This window comes from Sphingomonas pituitosa NBRC 102491 (assembly GCF_001598435.1).
Taxonomy (GTDB): domain Bacteria; phylum Pseudomonadota; class Alphaproteobacteria; order Sphingomonadales; family Sphingomonadaceae; genus Sphingomonas; species Sphingomonas pituitosa.
Genome location: NZ_BCYY01000027.1, coordinates 18,273 through 33,604 on the forward strand (window position 1 = coordinate 18,273; position 15,332 = coordinate 33,604).

Below are 15,332 nucleotides of genomic sequence, written 5' to 3' on the forward strand. Positions count from 1 at the left end.
TCGCAGGAGAGCATGCCATGCCGATCGACCCCCAGAGCCCGATCGAGATCGTCACGCTCGACTGGGTGCCCGATTTCGCCCGCGGCTATGTTCGCGATTACCGCGTCCGCTGGGCGCTGGAGGAGGCCGGCATCGGCTATCGCACCGACCCGATCAGCACGCTGCGGCGGCCCGCCAGCCATTTCGCCGAACAGCCGTTCGGCCAGGTGCCCGCCTATCGCGAAGGGCCGGTGCGGATGTTCGAATCGGGTGCGATCGTGCTCCACGTCGCCGAACGTTCCGAGGCATTGCTGCCGAGCGACCCCGCCGAGCGCGCACGGGCGCTGTGCTGGATGTTCGCCGCGCTTAACAGCATAGAGCCGATGCTGATGGAGCTGACCAATGTCGATCTGTTCGCGAAGGGTGAGGAATGGGCGACGCTGCGCCGTCCCAGCCTGGCGGCGGCGATCGACAAGCGGCTGGGCCAGCTCGCCACGGCGCTGGGCGACCGCGACTATCTGGAGGGGCGCTTCACCGCCGGAGACCTGTTGATGGCCTCTGCGCTGCGCGCGCTGGATCATACCGACCTGCTGGACGCGCATCCGGTGCTGGCTGCCTATCAGCAGCGCTGCCTCGCCCGCCCCGGATTTGTCGCGGCGACCGGTGCCCAGCTGGCGGAGCTGAAGACGGAGATGCCCGAAGCCGCCTGAAGGAGGACGAACCATGGCGTATATCGACGGCTATATACTGCCGGTGCCGGAGGAAAACCGGCAGGCCTATACCGATCTCGCGCTGCGCGTGGCGGACAAGTTCCTGCACTACGGCGCCACCCGTGTGGTGGAGGGCTGGGGCAAGGACGTGCCCCGCGGCGAGACCACCGACTTCTACCGCGCCACCCTGGCGACCGAAGGCGAGGCGGTGGTCTTCTCCTGGGTGGTGTGGCCCGACAAGGCGGCGCGCGATGCCGGCTGGGGATCGCTGATGGCGGATCCGGACATGCAGGACAACGCCATGCTGTTCGACGGCAAGCGCATGTTCTGGGGTGGATTCGAACCGATCGTCGATCGCGGCGACGGCTGACACAAGACGGCCCACACAAGACGGCCGATACAAGGGGATGGACTGATGACCAACCGACAGGGCGATTTCCTCTGGTACGAACTGATGACCCGCGATGCGACCGCCGCCTCCGCCTTTTACGGCGCGGTGATCGGCTGGAGCGTGGGCGAGGCGGCGCCGGGCGGCGTCGATTATCGCATGATCGTCGCGCCGGACGGCAATGCGGGGGGCATGCTCCAGCTCGATGCGGCGATGCTGGCGGCGGGCGCGACGCCGGGCTGGCTCGCCTATTTCACCGTGGACGACGTCGATGCGTCGGTGGCCGACATCATCGGCGCGGGCGGCAAGGTGATGGTACCCGCCTGGGACGCGCCGGGCGTGGGGCGGATGGCGATGGTCACCGATCCGCAGGGCATCCCCTTCTACGTGATGCGCGGTGCAACCGAGGGGGCGACCAGCACGGTCTTCCAGCGGCACGGCCTCGGCCATGTCGGGTGGAACGAGCTGCTGACCCCCGATGCCGGGGGTGCGCTGGGTTTCTACCATCGCCAGTTCGGCCTTACCCGGATGGGCGGGATGCCGATGGGCGAGATGGGCGAATACAGCTTCATCGGGCCCGAGGGCGGCGAGCCGGTCGGTGCGGTCATGCGCTGCCCGCCCGGCGCGAAGCCGGGCTGGAGCTTCTACTTCCGGGTCGAGGATGTCGATGCGGCGATGGCCCGGGTGGAGGCAGGCGGCGGCACGGTGGTCAACGGGCCGATGGACGTGCCGGGCGGCGAGCGCGTGCTGCAGGCGGTGGATCCCGACGGGGCGGCGTTCGGGCTGGTGAGCGGAAAGCCTGCCGATGCTTGAACTTTTCGGCCACCTGTTCTCCTCCTACACCTGGAAGGTGCTGATCCCGCTCCATGAGAACGGCACGCCGTTTCAGTTCCGGCCACTCGGGCCCGACCAGCCGGAAAACGGCGCCGCGTTTGCGGGACTCTGGCCGCTCGCCAAGTTTCCGCTTCTGGTGGATGCCGGTCGACCGGTGATGGAGTCGAGCATCATCATCGAGCATCTCGATCGGCATCACCCCGGCCCGGTTCGCTTCCTGCCGGAAGATGCCGATGCCGCGATCGAAGTGCGGATGCTCGACCGCATCTTCGACAACCATGTCATGGGGCAGATGCAGCGCGTGGTGAACGACGCGCTGCGGCCGCCCGAGCGCCGTGATGCCGTCGCGGTGGCGGAGGCCAAGGCGGCGCTCGACCGCGCCTATGCCTGGCTCGATTCCTGGCTCGAGGATCGCGACTGGGCGGCGGCGGGGGCGTTCACGCTGGCGGATTGTGCAGCTGCACCGGCGCTGTTCTATGCCGACTGGGTGCAGCCGATCGCTGCAGAGCAATCGAATCTGCGCGCCTATCGCGCCCGCCTGCTCGCGCGCGACTCCGTCGCGCGGTGCGTCGACGATGCGCGGCCCTATCGTGCCTATTTCCCGCTGGGAGCACCGGACCGCGACTAGATCCGCGGCGCCTTCAGGCGAACGCCGCCGACCCCTTCAGCTGCTGATAGGCTTGGATCACCCGTTGCAGCCGCGCCTCGTGGCTGCGGTCGCCGCCGTTGCGGTCCGGATGGTATTTCCGCACCAGCTCCGAATAGCGCTTGCGCAGCATCGTGCGATCGCAGTCGATCGCCAGGTCGAGCACCTTCAGCGCATCGCGATCCGCGCCGGACAGCGGCCGTCCGTCTTTGCGCTCGCCGCGGTCCTTCATGCGGTCGCGGAAGCGGGCGCCGATCGCATCGAGCGGATCGGCAAAGTCGGCCCAGCGCGGCGGCACGTCGGGGTTGGCGCTGAACACGCGCGTCTCGCGCTCCCAGCCGGCGATCGGGCGCTGCGCCTCGTGGATCTCGTCGGGGCTCATGCCCGAGAAGAAGTTGTAGCCCGAGTTGAACGCGCGGACATGGTCCAGGCACAGCCAGCGGAATTGCGGCGGCCCGTCGAAGCCGCTGCGCGCGCCCTCCAGCGGCGGGGCCCGGAATTCGCCCGCGGCGGTGCAGCCCGGCTCTGCGCACAGTCTTCCCTCCGCTTCCACACGACCGTGGAAACGGGCATTCGGACGATCCCTTTTCGGCTGATGGCTAGCCACGCGACTCCCTCGAACAAACCGCCTATATAGGCGCGATGAACGACCTCGCTACCGGCCCGTTGGCCGATCTGATCGCCGATCGCCTGCGCACTGCGCTCGCCCCGTCGCACCTCCATGTCAGCAACGACAGCGCCCAGCATCGCGGCCATCTGGGCGATGACGGCACGGGGGAGTCGCACTTCACCGTCACTATCGAAAGCCCGGAATTCGCCGGGCTGAACCGCGTCGCCCGCCAGCGCAAGGTGAACCATGCGCTCGCCGACCTGCTCGCCACGCGCATCCACGCGCTGGCGATCAAGGCGACCGCACCCGGCGAATGAGCACGCGTATCGCGCGCCCCGCGGCGCGAATCCTGCTGCTGGATGGGCAGGGCCGGGTGCTGCTGTTCCGCTTCGATCCCAGCGACCGACCGCCCTTCTGGTGCACGCCGGGCGGCGCGGTGGATCCGGGTGAAAGCTACGAAGCGGCTGCGCGGCGCGAGCTGTGGGAGGAAACCGGCATCCGGGCCGATCCCGGGCCGGAGGTCGCGCAGCGCGTCGTCGAGTTCGTGACGATCGAAGGCGTGCCGGTCTGGGCGGACGAGCGCTATTTTCTCGTCCGCACCGAGGCGGAGGCGATCGATACGGCCGGGCATACCGCGCTCGAACAGCGGGTGATGCGCGGCTGGCGCTGGTTCACCCGCGACGAGATCGCGGCGCAGGACGAGCCGATCTTCCCGGAGGATCTGCTGGAGATGCTGGCGGCACTGGAAGCCTAGGCGGTGCCCGTCGCCCCCGGCAGGGAGCGACGGGCCCGAACCTACTCCCGCCCCAGCAGCACGCGGGCCTGGCCCGCGATCTGCGCGAGCATCGCCGCATTGGGCACCGCGGACTGGCGGGCACGCCGCACCAGCGCGCTGAACTGGTCGACGCGGCCGCGGTGCTCGGCGAGCCATGCGTCCACCGTCGCCTGCGGGTCCTGTCCGTCCACACGGCCCAGAAAGTCCAGTCGCAGCTGCTGGAAGTCGCGGGCGAGGCCGGCGATCAGCAGGCGCTCCCACACATCGCCGGTGGTGATCCGCGCCGCGGTCGCCTGCGCCCAGTCGAGACCGAGCGCCTGGCCGAGCGAGGTAAAGGCGCGGGTGAGCACCACCTCGTCGGTGCCGCTGCGCTGGCCGAGATCGGCGAGACCGATGCATCCGTCCAGCTCGAACACATGCACCACGCGGTCGACCAGCTCGCGGGGTGCGCCGGCGGCGGTGAGCTTGCCGCAGATCCGGTCGGCCTGCGCACGCACTTCGGTGAGCATCAGGCTCTGGGTCTCGCGGCCCAGCGCCTCGATGCCCGGCTGCAGCCGCGCGATCACCTCGGCGGGGCTGGCGCCCGGACGGTTGATGCGCAGCAGATCGGCGATCTGGCCGCGCACCGCCACCGCCAGCTCGTCGAGCAGCGCGATCCGGGCGCCTTCGCTGATCTCCGCGGTTTCCACCACTTCCCACAACGCGGGCAGGCCGAGCAGCTGTTCGGCGACGACGAACATCGCGGCGATGTCGCGCATCGCGGCGCCTTCTTCCTCGGCCAGCTCGAACGGGTGGAGCACGCCGAGGCGGTTCACCACGCGGTTTGCCAGCTTGGTCGCGACGATTTCGTTGCGCAGCCGGTGCTCGTCGATCGCCTTGCCGAAGCGTTCCTGCATGGCCTTGGGGAAGGCGGCATGGAGATCGCCGACCAGCGCCGGATCATGGCCGAGATCGCCCTTCTCGATCGCGTCCTGCAGCGCCAGCTTGGCGGAGGCGAGCAGCACCGCCAGCTCGGGCCGGGTAAGCCCGCGGCCTTCCTGCGCGCGGCGCAGCAGGTCTTCGTTCGCGCCCAGGCCTTCGACGTTGCGGTCGAGCCGCCCGCTGGATTCGAGGATCTCGATCACCCGCACATAGCTGGGCAGGTCGAGCGCGCCGTCATTCTCCATGAAGGAGAGCGCCAGCGTCTGGAGGCGATTGTCCTCCAGCACGAGGTGCGCGACGTCGTCGGTCATCGAGGCGAGCAGCGCGTTGCGATCCTCGTAGCCGAGACGGCCTTCGATCATCTCGCGGTTGAGCGCGATCTTGATGTTGACCTCGTTATCCGAGCAGTCGACGCCGGCCGAGTTGTCGATGAAGTCGGTGTTGAGGCGGCCGCCGTTCCGCGCGAACGCGATGCGTGCCGCCTGGGTGACGCCGAGATTGGCGCCTTCGCCCACCACCTGCGCACGCACCTGCTCGGCATTGATGCGGATCCGGTCGTTGGCGGGATCGCCCACCTCGCCGTTGCTCTCGCTCGCCGCCTTCAGATAGGTGCCGATGCCGCCGAACCAGAGAAGGCCGACCCGCGCCTTTAGGATCGCGATCATCAGGCCGTTGGGATCGATGCTGTCGACGTCGAGGTCGAGCAGCGCCTTGACCTTCGGGCTGAGCGGGATCGACTTTTCGGTGCGCGGGAACACGCCGCCGCCTTCGGAGATAAGCGCGGGGTTATAGTCCGCCCAGCTGGACCGCGGCAGCGCGAACATGCGGGCGCGCTCCTCCCAGCTCTTCGAGGCATCCGGGTTGGGATCGAGGAAGATGTGGCGATGGTCGAACGCGGCGACCAGCCGAATCGACTTCGACAAGAGCATGCCGTTGCCGAACACGTCGCCCGACATGTCGCCCACGCCGGCGACGGTCACAGGCTCGGTCTGGATGTCGGTGCCCATTTCGAGGAAATGGCGGCGGACCGAGACCCAGGCGCCCTTGGCGGTGATGCCCATCGCCTTGTGGTCATAGCCCACGCTGCCGCCCGAGGCGAAGGCATCGCCCAGCCAGAAGTCGCGCTCGATCGCCAGCGAGTTGGCCACGTCGGAGAAGGTGGCCGTGCCCTTGTCCGCCGCGACGACGAAATAGGGGTCGTTGCCGTCGAGCACCGTCACGCCCTGCGGGTGGACCACCTCGCCCGAGACGATGTTGTCGGTGATCGAGAGCAGCGCGCGGATGAAGATGCGATAGCTCTCGGTGCCCTCGGCCAGCCAGGCGTCGCGATCGACGGCGGGGGAGGGGAGGTGCTTCGGATAGAAGCCGCCCTTGGCACCGGTCGGCACGATCACCGCATTCTTCACGCGCTGCGCCTTCATCAGGCCCAGGATTTCGGTGCGGAAGTCGTCGCGGCGATCGGACCAGCGCAGGCCGCCGCGGGCGACCGGGCCGGCGCGGAGATGGATGCCCTCGACGCGCGGGCTGTACACCCAGATCTCGCGCCAGGGCAGCGGCGCGGGCAGGCCCGGCACCTTGACGGAATCGAGCTTGAACGCCAGCGCCTCGGCGCCTGCGGGCGCATAGGCATTGGTGCGCAGCGTCGCGAGCACCACGCCCTTGAACAGGCGGAGGATACGGTCGTCGTCGATCGCCGAGACCTGGGCGAGGCCCGCATCGATCGCCTTTTCGGCAAGGTCCACGGCTTCGTCGTCACCGCTGCGCGCGGGGTTGTGCGCTGCCTCGAACCGCTCGACCAGCGCGAGCGCCACCAGCGGCGCACGGCGCAGCGCGTCCACCACGGTGCCCAGGCCGTACAGCATGCCGGTCTGGCGCAGATAGCGGAACCAGGCGCGCAGCAGCACCACCGCATCGGGGGTGATGCCGGCCTCGACGATCAGCCGATTGAACAGGTCGTTCTCCGCGCGGCCTTCCAGCACGGCGGCGATGGCGGCCTCGACGATCGCCGGATCGCGATCGAGCATCTCGCTGCGGTTCGCCGGCTCCACCTTGAAGTCGTGGATGAACGCGCCGTTGGTCAGCTCGGTCGGCACTTCCTCCAGCACGCGGAAGCCGAAATTCTCGAACGCGGGAACTGCATCCGAAAGCGCCAGCGCGCCGCCCAGGCGATAGAGCTTGATCCGGTATTTGCCGGGTGCGTCGGGCAGCGGCACGATCCGGACGGAGCGGGCATGCTCGTCCTCGAGCCCGCCGATCCGCACCATGTCCTGCGCCGCTTCCTCGGGCGTGTGGGTGAGGCGGTAGACGTCCGGGAAGGCATTGGCGAGCCGCAGCGACAGGCGGGCGGCGCCGCTGCCGGCGATCTCGCTGAGGCAGGCTTCCACCGCCGGCGCCCAGCCGCGCACCATGCGGGCGATGCGCGCGTCGAGCTCGTCCTCGTCCGGCATCATCGTGTCGCCGCGCAGGTCGAGCGTGTAGCGCAGCTGCGCCAGCACGCCGTCTTCCAGCGCGATCGACCAGTTGATCATCTTCGCGTGCGCGGCCTCGGTCAGCATGGCGCCGATCGTCTCGCGGTGGCCGGCGGCGACCTGCTCGCGCGGCAGCCAGACAAAGGCGAACAGGTGACGGCCCAGCGTGCTGCGCACCAGTACCAGCTTCGAGCGCGGACGGTCCGCAACCGACATGGCGGTGAGCACCAGGCTCTCCAGCGCCTCCAGGTCAAAGGCGGTGGTCAGGTCGTGCGGCAGGCCGGTGAGGGCATGCGTCATCGCCTTGCCGGTATGGCCCGACGGATCAAAGCCGAACTTCGATTCGAGCATTTCCAGCCGCCCGCGCAGCATCGGCACCATCGCCGGCGGCGTGTTCAGCGCCTGGCTGGTCCACAGGCCGTAATGGATCGACAGGCCGGTGACGTCCTGGCCGGTCATCAGTGGCGTCACCACGATGTCGAGCGGCACGCGGCGATGGACGGTGGACGTGGCGTTGGACTTCAGGAGCAGCGGGATCTCGCCGCCCATCTCGAAATAATCGACCGCAAGCTTGCGCGAGGTGTCCGCCAGCAGCGGCACTTCATGGGTGTAGCGGGCCAGGCCGATCTGGTCGGTGCTTTCGCCGCCGACCGACCATTTCTCATGGCCGAGCAGCGTCATCGCGTCGTCGGCGAACCAGCGCAGCAGCGCCTCGCCCTCGCGCGAGGGCACGCGGGCGCCGTCGATCGACATTGCCTGCTGCAGCGGTCGCCAATCGGAGACGACGTCGCGAACATGCTCGAGCACGCGCTCGATCTCGCCGGTCAGCGCGCGGCGGGTGCGGGCGTCGGCGCGCTCCATCTCGATGTAGATCATCGATTCGGGCTGCGAGTCCTTCGCCTTCTCGCCGATGTCGGTCACCACGCCCTTGGCGTCGCGCTCGATCGGCAGGATCGGGTGGATGATGCGGAAGATGCCGAGGTCGAACGCCGCGATCGCGCCGGCGATCGAATCGACCAGGAACGGCATGTCGTCGTTGATCACGGCGAGCCGCATCTTGCGGCTGGCATCGTCCTGATAGGTTTCTAGATTGAGCCGCACGGTCTGCGGCGGGCGTTCCGCCGCCGTCTCCGCGACAAACCGCGCCACCTCGGTGCGCTCGGCTTCGTCCAGTCCTTCCAGCTCTCCGGGCAGGGCCCCCTCGAAGATCCGATCTTCAAAGGCCTGCATGATCTTTTTTTCTAGGTTCTTCATGATCGCGGCTATGCTCCCGGGCGAAGGTCACCTCAAGTCTGGAAAAACCGGGAGGAAAGGCGCAGAAGCGCAGTTCGTCGTCCGGTGACTCGGCGGTGTCTCAGGCTGCTGCGCGGCGTACCGCCCGGTCGGTAAGTTGTGCGTCGTCTTCCAGCTTGGCGATGATATCCAGGCCCTGATCGCTCGCGCGGGCGAGCAACAGCACGAACTCCGACTCGCCGGCCGGCATGGCGACGCGGGCGAGCGGCGGCCGCCGGCGCAGCGTCTCGGCGGCGCGCGCGAAGGCGGCGGGGCGCTGCTCCCCGGCCAGCGCGGCGCGCAGTTCGCGTTCGGCCTGGACCACGCCCTTCACCCCGCCGGGGGTGATTTCCAGGAAGGCGTCCAGCCCGCCCGAGGGGATCGCCAGCCGCCTGCCATGGGTCAGCACGGCGGCGAACTCGGCCAGCCGGGTCTTGTCATAGTCGGGCCCGAAGACGAGCTTGACCACCGGCGTCATCGGCGCGCGCGCCTGGGCGGCAATCCCGGCCTCGGCGAGCAGCACGGCATAGCCGTCCGCATCCTTCTCGGCGGCGAGCGCGAAGCCATAGGCGCGGTCGAGCGCGCGATACAGGGCGGCGCGGCCCCGCAGGTCCGATGCGCGGACGGCGGCGGCCGATTCGCGCGCCAGCATCAACTGGTCGGCGAGCGGCGAGGTGACCGTGCTGTGCGATACCTCGGCGGCGGCGGTGGGCGAGTCGAAGCCGGCGCTGGGGCCGTCGGCCCAGACCGACTGGGTAGGCGCCGGGTGCGGCGCTGCCCGGCGCGACGCCGCGATCTCTGCGTCGAGGCGCGCCTGGGTATCGGCGTCCACCACTTCCTTCCAGTTGATCACGCCGTAGATGAAGCCGATCGTCTCCGCGTCGGATGCGAAGGGCATCAGGATGCCGCGATAGAACATCTGGTGCCCGCGCTGCCCGACGAACTCGGCCTCGAAGCCGATCGGCGCGCGGTTGGCGATGATCTGCAGATAATGGTCGGTCAGGCGCGAGAGCAGCGATCGACTCGGCACTTCGCCGACATGCGCGATCGCGCCTTCGATGCCGCATTCCTCGCGCAGGGCGGCGCCGAGATACCGGATGGCGGGATTCTCGATGCCGGCGGTGAAGTCGAGCAGCACGCTGTTCGGGCCAAAATCGGCGATGTTCGCGGGATCGAGGTCGTGGATCGCGGGATAGGCACGGCCGCGCAGCAGCGACACCCAATGGTTATAGGCGCGCACCTGCATGCGACGCTCGTCCCCGCCGATCGCGACGGGGCGTTCGTCGATCGCCTCGTCGGGCGCGGGCGCGGGCGCGGGCTCGGGTTCTGCCGGACGATTGATGCCGCGAGCCATGTTCATGCGGGTGCTCCACTGCGGGCAAGGGCCCGAAACGCTGATCCGGGGCCTTGTGCAGGGTCCATGGTAAATGCCGCGTAAAAGGCGGATCCGGAAAAGCCGAGGGAATCTCCGGAGGCAAGAAAATCGGCATCGGCGCAAGGAGGTGCTTGCCAGCGCCAGGAACGGCTGGTAAGCGCGCCCTCCTCCGGGCAAACCAGCGCCCGGCACCGGGCGCCGCTTTAGCTCAGCTGGTAGAGCATCGCATTCGTAATGCGGGGGTCACAGGTTCGAGTCCTGTAAGCGGCACCATCCCTCTCAGAAGCAATTTCGCCGAGCCCTTGCGGAAAGGGCTTCCCCGTGGGTCGGGCATGGGTCCTTTGTGGGGCGGCTTTGTGAAGCAGCCGGGCGTCGGTGGCGATCTGCTTTGGCAACCGGATGGCGTTCCATGCGGCTGAGGTGTGAGCGTCGCGAGCTAATCGACGATCGATTAGGTCTTCGACGCCCACTCCCTTGAAAGCGTTTCGCGACGCGCACTCCCCCGAATCCTAGCCGTTGCTTGGCGCATCAGCCTTCAGCAGATATCAAAACCGGTACTTCTTCATGGTCCGCTCGTGCCGGAGTGAACATATCCATTAGCAGATCAAGTTTATCTCTAATTTCAGCTGCGGCATCTGAAGAGATATCGGATACTTCAACAAGGCGATGAAGCTCCCCCTTTGAAAGCAGCATAGGACGGCCAATCCTATTGGCGAGCCGTCGGAAAAATGTCTCAGCAAAAGCGCTGAGCTTCTTATTAGTTGTCGAGGATTCCCAAAACAGGCGAGCAGCATCGGTATCTAGCCTAGACCAAATATTGAAATTATCGACATTTCCGGAGAAAACGTCGTTCAAAATCAAATCCCTCAATATCGCATCTATTGCATCACGCACATCGGTAGCGAACAAATCTTGTTCTGGATATATCTCTAACGAGTAACGACGAAGATTGTCTGGAGATACGAAATAGTTTTCCGTCTCGTATCGTTTCCAATAGCGGATTTTCAACGGCCCCAGATCTGCATCCTGTCGACCCTTTCCATCATTATCTAGGATTGCCAATCCACGTAGATTCGGGATGATCCCGCGGAGGCCGTCAAAATGGTCTCGGGGGGTAACTCCAAACCCACCCTCAACTCTTTCTAATTCGGCATCGGCATCTTGTAGAGGATAATTGTTCTGTACGTAAAACGTATTTATTCTCTCATCCCACACGTTGACAACCGGGTGATTTAACTTAACGGCGAGAGCGCGCAACATATCTATGTCGGTCCCACCTTCAACGTAAAGTACGTAGCCGCGTTCACGGGCTCTAATATAATGTTCCGCGCCAAAATGCTTAAGACTATTACGTATATCTGACTTTTTTGCCAACTCGTCCGCTTTGCCGTCTAACAACAATGTTAAATTTCGGTCCAAGGCTTCATCAAGTATTTGTTCCGAGTGTGTTACAATTACTACTTGAGATCCATTTTCATTAGCAATGTCGCGGAGTAGAACATATATTTGCTTTTGGCGTAGGATTTCGAGATGCGCATCTGGCTCGTCAACCAGCAGTACGCTATTTTTATGTGCGTAAAGGTATGAAAAGACGAGAAGTGCTTGCAGCATTCCTCTTCCTGCAGAGGAGATGTCCAAAGGTTCTTTGACGTTAGCTTGTCGATAGGAAAGCGTTATACTGCCCCGTGTAGTCTCAGTTGGATCACCAAGTGTAACATGGAACAAACGCTGCATTAAATTTACGATCTTGTCCCAATCGGATGGCATATTTTGTTTAACGGATAAACAAAGATTGCGCAAAACGTCAGCAGTTCTTCCCTGACCGAGAAGTAGATCAATCCTACCCGGCTGAAGAATAGGCTCTTCAGTGTCAAGGCCGGACATTGGATAAAGAAGCTCTACGCGTATCTTTGCCGCATGCGCAATAAAATCCAAGTCTTTCGCAACGTCGTTATCAGGGGAGCAGTATACAAGCTCGTCTCCCTGATTGCGGAACCGCATAGGGAGGGGCCTAACTTGACCTTGGTAGAAAATACCTACCGTGATCGTGAGAGGGATATCCCTGTTACCTTTTCGAACATTTGTATTATGCCAAAATGATCGCGTGCGCTGCACGGGCACAGAGACGATGTTTAGTCTGTTGAGTGGAGTTGCAGTGCGTTCTTTTGCTGTAGATTGTTTGCGAGCATCATACCATGTCTGGACGGCTTGGGACCACAGCGCTAAGGCCTGTATCGCACTTGTTTTGCCGCAATTGTTAGGTCCGATTAATACAGCGGGATGATCGAGCTCGATCTTCTGGCTTTCGCCGAACCGCTTGAAGTTTTCTAATTCCAAGTAGTGAAGTATGCGCACGATTTTTCCTGCACTCTTGCGATTGAGCGCTCATGGTACAGCGAGGCGAGCCGGCAGCAAAGCTGGTTGAAGCGCTCGGGGTCGTGTCAAACGCTTTTCGCGTGGAGCTGCGGGGCTTTTGTCGCTCGTGCTCATAACGCGATGCAGCAAATGTTTGCGAGCGGATCCGTTACGAGGCGCCTGGATGCCCTGTGAGGATTCGAACCTCAATTGACGGAGTCAGAGTCCGTATGAACCGCGCCGGGTCTGCCGGAGGCATTGGGTTGTGAGTCACGCTGCCATATCGATGTTGTCTGCGGCAGCATAATATTGATCTTCGGCTTCGGCAGGCGGGATGTTGCCGATGGGCTCGAGCAGCCGACGATGGTTGAACCAGTCCACCCATTCGAGCGTGGCGTACTCGACGGCTTCGAAGGTACGCCATGGCCCGCGCCTGTGGATCACCTCGGCCTTGTAGAGGCCGTTGATGGTCTCGGCCAAAGCGTTGTCGTAGCTATCTCCGACGCTGCCGACCGACGGCTCGATCCCCGCTTCGGCAAGGCGCTCGGTGTACTTGATGGACAGATATTGCGACCCGCGGTCGCTATGATGGATGAGGCCGCCCCGATGGGCCGGCCGTCGATCGTGAAGCGCCTGCTCCAGAGCGTCGAGGACGAAGCCGGCATGCGCCGTCCTGCTGGCGCGCCAGCCGACGATCCGCCTGGCGTAGGTGTCGATGACGAAGGCGACGTAGACGAACCCGGCCCAGGTCGCGACATAGGTGAAGTCCGACACCCAGAGCATGTTCGGCGCTGGCGCGTAGAACCTCCGATTGACGCGATCGAGCGGACACGGCGCCGCTTTGTCGCTGACCGTGGTGCGCACCGGCTTGCCCCGGATCACCCCTGCCAAGCCCATCTCGCGCATCAACCGCGCGATCGTACAGCGGGCGACCGTAAACCCCTCCCGCAGCATCTGCCGCCAGACCTTGCGCACGCCGTAGACCGCGAAGTTCTCGGCGAATACGCGTGCAATCTCTGGCTTCAGGGCGACATCCTGCTGCGCCCGCGCCGACAGGCGTGTCGGATCCCGCCGCTGCGCGAGACGCTCGAAATACGTCGATGGGGCGATCGGCAGAACGCGGCAGATCGGCTCGACCCCATAGGCATCGCGGTGATCATCGATAAAGGCGATCATCGCCCAAACGGGCGGTCGAGCTCCGCCTGGGCAAAATATGCAGATGCCTTGCGCAGAATTTCGTTCGCCTGGCGCAACTCACGGACCTCGCGCTCCAGCGCCTTCACCTTGTCCGCAACCTCTGTCGGGACGCCAGCCCGCTTGCCGCTGTCGACCTCGGCCTTCTTCAGCCACTCATGCAGCGTCTGCGGAACGCAGCCGATCTTCTCCGCGATCGACACCACCGCTGCCCACCGCGATGGGTAATCACGCTCGTGCTCGATCACCATCCGCACCGCGCGCTCGCGAACCTCAGGCGCAAACTTGTTCGTCGTCTTGCTCATACTGGCTCCACCTTCTCAGGAGTTGGAGCCTCCGGCAAACCCGGGGCGGTTCACAGATGCAGGCGGATCTTATGGAGCTGATAGGGTTCAGGACCACAAAGACAAAGGCAAACAGAAACGCGGAGGACCGCCGCAAGACGATAGCGGCACGGCCACCAAAACCAGCCTTCGGCTAACCGCCGCAGCGACACTCGTCAAAATCAGCTTCGCGATCAACCCGCGAGACGCTCGACGATCGCGCGGGCTGCGACGGCCACCTGCGTTCAGGTCATCTCGCAATCGTACTGATCGCCATAATATGGATCGACCACCGACAAGCCCTGCCGACCCTCGACCTGGCCGCGAAGAAAACCGATCTCGAGCTTAGCAAACGGCCGGTTCTGGCAGGAGCTGACGTTCAAAGTCCGACCGCGATCGACGCGTTTTGGTCGACTGCTGCCGAAAGCGCGATCGACGCTTCTTGGGACTCTGCCTTCGTTCCCCGCACATCTCCCGAACAGCAGGTCCGGTCAGGAGCCAACATTCAACGTTTCCGCGATGGCAAGGCAATACAAAAAAATTATTCTTTAGCGACAAACGGCGATCAATGAATTCATGCCAAGTTGTTCGGCCTATCCCTCATCGACTATCAATTGGATGCGCGTGAGGATTACAATGTTTCCCTTTTTGAGGGTTCAGCAGGAATCGCCGAGTCCATTGCACGGTAGAACCTCCTTGGATCTCCACTCCCGAACGAGATCCTTGCGATTACCAGGATATCGTTCATCCAGGATGGTCGCATCTTCGATGTCTTCCATGCTGATGATCCGGAAAGTGCCACCGCCTTCGCACCAGGCCGAGATATAACGGCTTCCGTCGATCAGGCCGAGCATCACCGGCCAGATAATCTGCCGGCCGAGATACGCCTGCTCGCCGCGAAGCGTGATGCTGACTTTGCGCTGGTTGCGAAGGGCACGCCGAATTTCGCCGAGGTCTACCATCGTGCCGGTGTTCGCACGACGGCCAACATACACCATGTCCGCGTCAAGCGTGGGCCGCATCTCCGCAGGCAGCACCGCGTTGATCTTCGCGATCGCGTTCTCGACCGCAAACGCCAGCGTCCGGTCGGTCTGCCGACGAACCCACTGTGCGCCGATGGAAAGAGCATGCAGCTCATCCTCGGTGAACGAGAGCGGCGGCAGGAGAAAGCCAGGGTGAAGGATATAGCCCACCCCGGCCTCTCCATCGATTTCGGCGCCCATGGCCTGAAGGGTGGCGATGTCGCGGCGGATCGTCCGGAGTGACACGCCGAGTTCCTGAGCAAGCGCCTCTCCTGAAACAGTGCGGCGGTGTCGCCTGAGAACCTGCAGCAAGTCGAACAGTCGATGACTTCTGGCCATCTTCCCTCCATGACAGCGAAACCCTGCCATCCGATGTACAACGCGGTTGCACGCCCGAGACGCGGCATCTCCTCGCCATCGACGGTGGGCAGACCGTTGGCCGCGAACGGCGGCGCTGCTT

General features: G+C 64.5%; 12 protein-coding genes, 1 tRNA gene and 1 other annotated feature. Of the genes, 7 read left to right on the forward strand and 6 right to left on the reverse strand.

Annotated features, from left to right (window positions below; all coding sequences use genetic code 11):
- The first annotated feature begins 17 nt into the window (after positions 1-17).
- The 4 genes from SPI01S_RS18450 to SPI01S_RS18465 are packed head-to-tail and all read left to right on the forward strand — an operon-like array spanning position 18 to position 2,539.
- A complete protein-coding gene (locus tag SPI01S_RS18450; RefSeq protein ID WP_066726170.1) occupies positions 18-689 on the forward strand; it encodes a glutathione S-transferase family protein in 672 nt (223 codons plus the stop codon).
- A 13-nt stretch (positions 690-702) separates the two neighbouring features.
- Complete coding sequence (locus SPI01S_RS18455) at positions 703-1,059, forward strand: DUF1428 domain-containing protein (RefSeq protein ID WP_066726173.1); 357 nt, start codon at positions 703-705, stop codon at positions 1,057-1,059.
- Between the two features lie 45 nt (positions 1,060-1,104).
- Positions 1,105-1,890: a VOC family protein gene (locus tag SPI01S_RS18460; RefSeq protein WP_066726175.1), complete on the forward strand. Its 786-nt coding sequence runs from the start codon at positions 1,105-1,107 to the stop codon at positions 1,888-1,890.
- Positions 1,883-2,539, forward strand: a complete 657-nt coding sequence (locus tag SPI01S_RS18465) for a glutathione S-transferase family protein (protein ID WP_084253579.1) — start codon at positions 1,883-1,885, stop codon at positions 2,537-2,539. Before SPI01S_RS18460 ends, SPI01S_RS18465 begins: the two co-directional genes overlap by 8 nt.
- 13 nt (positions 2,540-2,552) lie before the next feature.
- On the opposite strand, the gene SPI01S_RS18470 is transcribed toward SPI01S_RS18465, so the two are convergent.
- A complete protein-coding gene (locus SPI01S_RS18470; protein ID WP_174539130.1) occupies positions 2,553-3,110 on the reverse strand; it encodes a J domain-containing protein in 558 nt (185 codons plus the stop codon).
- An 89-nt stretch (positions 3,111-3,199) separates the two neighbouring features.
- Between SPI01S_RS18470 and SPI01S_RS18475 the strand changes: the two genes are divergently transcribed.
- Complete coding sequence (locus tag SPI01S_RS18475; RefSeq protein WP_066726181.1) at positions 3,200-3,484, forward strand: BolA family protein; 285 nt, start codon at positions 3,200-3,202, stop codon at positions 3,482-3,484.
- Positions 3,481-3,921: an NUDIX hydrolase gene (locus tag SPI01S_RS18480; RefSeq protein WP_066726183.1), complete on the forward strand. Its 441-nt coding sequence runs from the start codon at positions 3,481-3,483 to the stop codon at positions 3,919-3,921. Before SPI01S_RS18475 ends, SPI01S_RS18480 begins: the two co-directional genes overlap by 4 nt.
- Positions 3,922-3,962: 41 nt before the next feature.
- Here SPI01S_RS18480 and SPI01S_RS18485 read toward each other — a convergent pair whose 3' ends face one another.
- Positions 3,963-8,585: an NAD-glutamate dehydrogenase gene (locus SPI01S_RS18485; protein ID WP_066726186.1), complete on the reverse strand. Its 4,623-nt coding sequence runs from the start codon at positions 8,583-8,585 to the stop codon at positions 3,963-3,965.
- 100 nt (positions 8,586-8,685) lie between these two features.
- On the reverse strand, positions 8,686-9,963 hold the full coding sequence (locus SPI01S_RS18490) for a PAS domain-containing protein (RefSeq protein WP_066726188.1): 1,278 nt from the start codon (positions 9,961-9,963) through the stop codon (positions 8,686-8,688).
- Positions 9,964-10,175: 212 nt separating this feature from the next.
- Here SPI01S_RS18490 and SPI01S_RS18495 point away from each other — a divergent pair.
- Positions 10,176-10,251, forward strand: a tRNA-Thr gene (locus SPI01S_RS18495).
- Between the two features lie 255 nt (positions 10,252-10,506).
- On the opposite strand, the gene SPI01S_RS21970 is transcribed toward SPI01S_RS18495, so the two are convergent.
- The 3 genes from SPI01S_RS21970 to SPI01S_RS18510 form a co-directional block, all read right to left on the reverse strand.
- Positions 10,507-12,333 (reverse strand): AAA family ATPase, encoded by a 1,827-nt coding sequence (locus SPI01S_RS21970; protein WP_084253581.1) that lies wholly within the window; start codon positions 12,331-12,333, stop codon positions 10,507-10,509.
- A 270-nt stretch (positions 12,334-12,603) separates the two neighbouring features.
- A protein-coding gene (locus tag SPI01S_RS18500; RefSeq protein WP_157084777.1) for an IS3 family transposase occupies positions 12,604-13,832 on the reverse strand; the annotation gives its coding sequence in 2 pieces (ribosomal slippage) (positions 12,604-13,544 and positions 13,544-13,832; 1,230 coding nt in all).
- Positions 13,435-13,551 (reverse strand) — a sequence feature (AL1L pseudoknot). (Overlaps the previous gene by 117 nt.)
- A gap of 674 nt (positions 13,833-14,506) precedes the next feature.
- Positions 14,507-15,211, reverse strand: a complete 705-nt coding sequence (locus SPI01S_RS18510; protein ID WP_066726196.1) for a helix-turn-helix transcriptional regulator — start codon at positions 15,209-15,211, stop codon at positions 14,507-14,509.
- Positions 15,212-15,332 lie beyond the last annotated feature (121 nt).

Excerpts from the sequence above, each read along its gene's own strand:
- SPI01S_RS18450 (WP_066726170.1), top strand. The coding sequence starts at position 18 with ATGCCGATCGACCCCCAGAGCCCGATCGAGATCGTCACGCTCGACTGG.
- SPI01S_RS18455 (WP_066726173.1), top strand. The coding sequence starts at position 703 with ATGGCGTATATCGACGGCTATATACTGCCGGTGCCGGAGGAAAACCGG.
- SPI01S_RS18460 (WP_066726175.1), top strand. The coding sequence starts at position 1,105 with ATGACCAACCGACAGGGCGATTTCCTCTGGTACGAACTGATGACCCGC.
- SPI01S_RS18465 (WP_084253579.1), top strand. The coding sequence starts at position 1,883 with ATGCTTGAACTTTTCGGCCACCTGTTCTCCTCCTACACCTGGAAGGTG.
- SPI01S_RS18475 (WP_066726181.1), top strand. The coding sequence starts at position 3,200 with ATGAACGACCTCGCTACCGGCCCGTTGGCCGATCTGATCGCCGATCGC.
- SPI01S_RS18480 (WP_066726183.1), top strand. The coding sequence starts at position 3,481 with ATGAGCACGCGTATCGCGCGCCCCGCGGCGCGAATCCTGCTGCTGGAT.
- SPI01S_RS18485 (WP_066726186.1), bottom strand. The coding sequence starts at position 8,585 with ATGAAGAACCTAGAAAAAAAGATCATGCAGGCCTTTGAAGATCGGATC.
- SPI01S_RS18490 (WP_066726188.1), bottom strand. The coding sequence starts at position 9,963 with ATGAACATGGCTCGCGGCATCAATCGTCCGGCAGAACCCGAGCCCGCG.
- SPI01S_RS18510 (WP_066726196.1), bottom strand. The coding sequence starts at position 15,211 with ATGGCCAGAAGTCATCGACTGTTCGACTTGCTGCAGGTTCTCAGGCGA.